4 protein-coding genes and 1 tRNA gene are annotated in these 3,957 nt (G+C 41.4%); all 5 read right to left on the reverse strand.

Translation table 11 applies throughout. From position 1 onward, the window contains the following. Positions 1-125: 125 nt before the first annotated feature. A complete protein-coding gene (locus UYI_RS0129005) occupies positions 126-1,343 on the reverse strand; it encodes an aminotransferase class V-fold PLP-dependent enzyme (RefSeq protein WP_016870195.1) in 1,218 nt (405 codons plus the stop codon). 24 nt (positions 1,344-1,367) lie between these two features. Further along, positions 1,368-1,439 (reverse strand) — tRNA-Asn (locus tag UYI_RS0129010). A gap of 180 nt (positions 1,440-1,619) precedes the next feature. Continuing rightward, positions 1,620-2,171 carry an NYN domain-containing protein gene (locus UYI_RS0129015; protein ID WP_016870196.1) on the reverse strand — a complete coding sequence of 184 codons (552 nt, stop codon included), beginning with the start codon at positions 2,169-2,171 and terminating at the stop codon, positions 1,620-1,622. A gap of 361 nt (positions 2,172-2,532) precedes the next feature. Beyond that, positions 2,533-3,204, reverse strand: coding sequence for an ABC transporter ATP-binding protein (locus UYI_RS0129020; RefSeq protein ID WP_016870197.1), 672 nt, complete (start codon positions 3,202-3,204; stop codon positions 2,533-2,535). Between the two features lie 16 nt (positions 3,205-3,220). Beyond that, a complete protein-coding gene (locus UYI_RS0129025; protein ID WP_016870198.1) occupies positions 3,221-3,493 on the reverse strand; it encodes a hypothetical protein in 273 nt (90 codons plus the stop codon). Positions 3,494-3,957 lie beyond the last annotated feature (464 nt).

Raw genomic sequence — 3,957 nt, forward strand, 5'->3', positions numbered from 1 at the left:
CCTACTTATACCAATTTAATGTCAAGCCACACTAAATTAGTAATCCTCGACTCTTGGCTTCTTGGCTTCTTGGCGGTTCATTTTTTATATATTGTGCATCTTCAAAAATAATTGCTATCAAAGTGCTAGCCACCACTTTCAGCGATCAATTCTCTGAGTACTTTTCCTAAATACTCATACTCCTCAATCGTGTTGTAAATCTGTGCAGAAATCCTCAGCAGTAACTTCGGTGCCTCTTGCCAAGGAACAACTTGCACCTGAATAGAAAACCGATCAAATAACTCATCACGTATAGATATAAAATTGCGGTTCTCCAAAACAATAGGCATGGGTACAACAGCCATTGAACCGATCATTTCATCAGGACAAGGTGGCAAAACTTCCAATGTTTCACAAAGTAGCTGTCTGGCTTGCAATGCCAATTGACGATTGTGCTGTCTCAATTCATCCCATCCACCAGGTAACAGTGAACCCAAAAATGCGATCGCTTCTGGTACGCACATATACGCAGTGGGATCATCTGTCCCCATCCAGTCAAATTCCAATTGCAAGCGACTTTTATCAGTGCGTGACGAGTTAGCACCGTGGCTAATTGTCAAGGGACGAATTTCTGAGTGTTTATCCCGTCGCACGTACAAAAAGGCTGCTCCCTTGGGCGCACACAGCCATTTGTGGCAATTTCCCGTGTAATAAGTTGCGCCAATTTCTCGCAAATTTAGAGGTATCATTCCTGGTGCATGAGCGCCATCTACAAGTGTGTCCACACCCCTTGCTTGCAATTGTTGCACTAACTCCTGTAGAGGAAAGATTAACGCTGTTTGACTTGTGACATGATCCAGCAGTGCTAATCTTGTTTTGGGTGAAACTCGCTCTATTACTGCTTCTACAACTTGCTGAGGCGAATCGAGGGGAAAAGGAATTTGAGCAACGACCACATGTGCCCCTGTACGACTGGCGATAAAATCAAGTGCATTACGACAGGCGTTGTATTCGTGGTTAGTTGTGAGTATTTCGTCTCCAGGATGAAAAATTAGAGAACGCAACACCGTATTGACACCAGTAGTTGCATTGGGGACAAATACCAAATCTTCTACATCAGCACCGACAAACGCCGCTAATTTGGTTTTTGCTCCATCTAGAAGTGGTTCCCATTCCCTGGTGAAAAATCGTAGTGGTTCTTGTTCGAGTTGCGATCGCAACTGTTGCTGAAATGATAAGACTGCGATCGGACAAGCACCAAAGGAGCCATGATTGAGAAAAGTTACTTTTGGATCAAGCAACCATAAATCTTTGAAGTCTGAAGTTTGAAGACTCAAGTATGAAACTCTGTCTTTATCCTTCATACTTTATCCTTTGTACTTCTTTAACTCCCCAGGCAGGATTCGAACCTGCGACCAATCGGTTAACAGCCGACCGCTCTACCACTGAGCTACTGAGGAACGTCACGATTAATAATATTAATACCAAGTTCTAGGAATTGGCAAGTACTTTTGGAAAAATTTTTCCAAAAATTTTGTGAGTGTTTTGAATAGCAACCTAAATCTAAATTCTTTGCCAACACTCAATCAACTCAGACTCCCAGCCAGAGAAATGGTTAGGATTTGATTTGTGTGAACAATTTACTTCAATCCCATTCGCAGTTCAGCTAGGCGCTGTCTTGCTTTGGCATCAATAGAATTAGCTAAAAATCTACCATTGGATTTTTTGCGTGGTTGATACCTTTGCCGCACCCGACAAACTGTGGCTTGCACTTCGTAACATAATTGCTGTGCTGATAACCATTCTGCCCCGTACCCCTGTACCATCAGTTGCTGGGCGCGATCTGAGGTTGCAACAATCACGCGAGAAATTAAAGATTGAGCTATGGCAGGACGCAAAGATGCACAGGCTTTTTCAATATACGTGTCTGCTGTTTGACCGAAATCAGTATAATAAACAGATACAAGTTCTGTAATAACTTCTTTGTTACTACTAGCATTTTGATATTGGGCATCAAACACTATTTGTGTCTCATAGCCTTGAAATGCGCTGTAATCGGTCAAAGCTTCTATCAATTCCCAGCGCGCCGCTTCTAGTCCGGCTTGGTCACGGGTTCTTTTCAGACAAGACCAAGTGCCTATAATGTTGTAGCCGTCTACTAAGAAAACGGCTTGGGGTAAGGAACGGGACATGGTTTTTAATCACAATTATCTAGAGTTAACAAAATTCATTCATAACTTTTATAGTAATTCAATGATCTCTTGTAACACTATGTTACAAAGTTAAAAAACGCAATAGCTTCACAAAAATTGCTTTTATAAGGGCACAGGAACAAGAGGCTAGAAGCTAGAGTAAGTTAAAAGTCAAATTAACAACTAAATGAAGAGAAATCTCTACTTTTGTCTTTTAATCTTTATCTCTATTTCCCAGCCCCTAACAATACTTATCGGTTAAAGGGGAAAGGGAAAGGGGCAAGGGAGGAAATGAATAGCCCTTACCCCTTCACCTTCTACCTTTTCCCAGACACAGATGGAAGATAAAGTATGCTTATCCCTAGTCTGTATGTAACTGCGTCAGACGCTGTTTGAGACGTTGAGCTTCTCCCTTGTCTATCAAGGAGCCTTTTTCTAGTAAAAAAGCGCCGTCACAGTAATTTAATTCGTCTAAGCGATGCGTAACCCATAGGGCTGTAATACCCCGAGTTTTGACCAGTTTGCGGACACTAGCCACCAATTCTAGTTGACTATCTGGATCAAGTAAGGCAGTAGGTTCATCTAGGAGTAAGACTGCACAGTGACGGGCTAAAGCACCAGCGATCGCCACTCGCTGTTTTTGTCCTCCACTCAAAGCATAGATCGGACGTCTTTGCAGTCCTAGTAAATTTACTGCTGCTAATGCTTCTTCAACCCTGGCTCTGATGGCAGGTAGTGTTAATTTTTCTTCTACTAACCCAAAAGCGATATCAGCACCGACAGTGGGCATTACCAATTGATGGTCAGGATTTTGAAAAACAAAGCCCACCGGATGCAAAACCCCAATCTCACCAGATTGGGGTGCTAATAATCCCGCTAGCAGTCTCAGCAATGTTGATTTCCCACTACCATTGGTACCCAAAAGCATCCAAAATTCTCCTTTGGGTACTTCGATAGAGCAAGATTTAATTACTTTCTCTCCAGAAGGCCAGCTGAAGTTTAAGTCTTTTACCTTAATACCTAGTTCCGCCATTGTTTAAGTCATCTCTTTATTCAGAGGCAAGGGCAAAGAAACCAGGTGGTCTACCACTAGCAGTGGTTGCACTGTCTTTCTGTGTTACCTGCACTCCGGAGATTTCACTTGCACGAACGGCAATTTTTTTCTCTGTTTTACCTTCACACTTGAGTTCTACAATCTCAGGCTTACCAGAAGTCATTGCTGCCAAAATGAGCTGATAAACGGCTTCTGCGTCTTCAGCTGTCTTACGCTGTACCGAAATGGGGAAGGGAGTATTTCTTACGGTTAAATCGATGGTAAACATTTAGCTTTAATTTATTTAACTGTAGGTCTAATTCTAGCTTGAAGAAGGTCGGGGATTGAGGATGGGGAGTGTGGGGAGTGTGGGAGCCAGCGCGGTCTTGTTGGTTTCCAACAAAGAGCGACTGGCGTGGAGTGTGAGGAGTCAGTGATCAATTGACTACTAATCACTAACCATTAACCTAAACAATTAAAAATTAGAGATAAATCAGTAGTTAAAATATAAAATTAATTTTTATTTTTAATTTCACATTTCATTTAACAAAGATTAAGTTCAGTTAAAAAACCCCTGGAAAAATTAGTGAAGAACACATAATATGATTAGAGAGAGTAAAAATTTGTAAACTAGATTGACAACCTAGTTTACATTCTGTTTTGTAGTCAGCCAAAAATTTGGCAGTCTATAATACAGAGGTTAAAAACCTGTACTTATAAAGTTTGGAGATTCCTCTAATGACCATCGCAATT

This window comes from Fischerella muscicola PCC 7414 (assembly GCF_000317205.1).
GTDB lineage: Bacteria > Cyanobacteriota > Cyanobacteriia > Cyanobacteriales > Nostocaceae > Fischerella > Fischerella muscicola.

Bases quoted from the DNA above. Each gene is read 5' to 3' on its own strand.
- UYI_RS0129005 (WP_016870195.1), bottom strand. From the start codon at position 1,343: ATGAAGGATAAAGACAGAGTTTCATACTTGAGTCTTCAAACTTCAGAC.
- UYI_RS0129015 (WP_016870196.1), bottom strand. From the start codon at position 2,171: ATGTCCCGTTCCTTACCCCAAGCCGTTTTCTTAGTAGACGGCTACAAC.
- UYI_RS0129020 (WP_016870197.1), bottom strand. From the start codon at position 3,204: ATGGCGGAACTAGGTATTAAGGTAAAAGACTTAAACTTCAGCTGGCCT.
- UYI_RS0129025 (WP_016870198.1), bottom strand. From the start codon at position 3,493: ATGTTTACCATCGATTTAACCGTAAGAAATACTCCCTTCCCCATTTCG.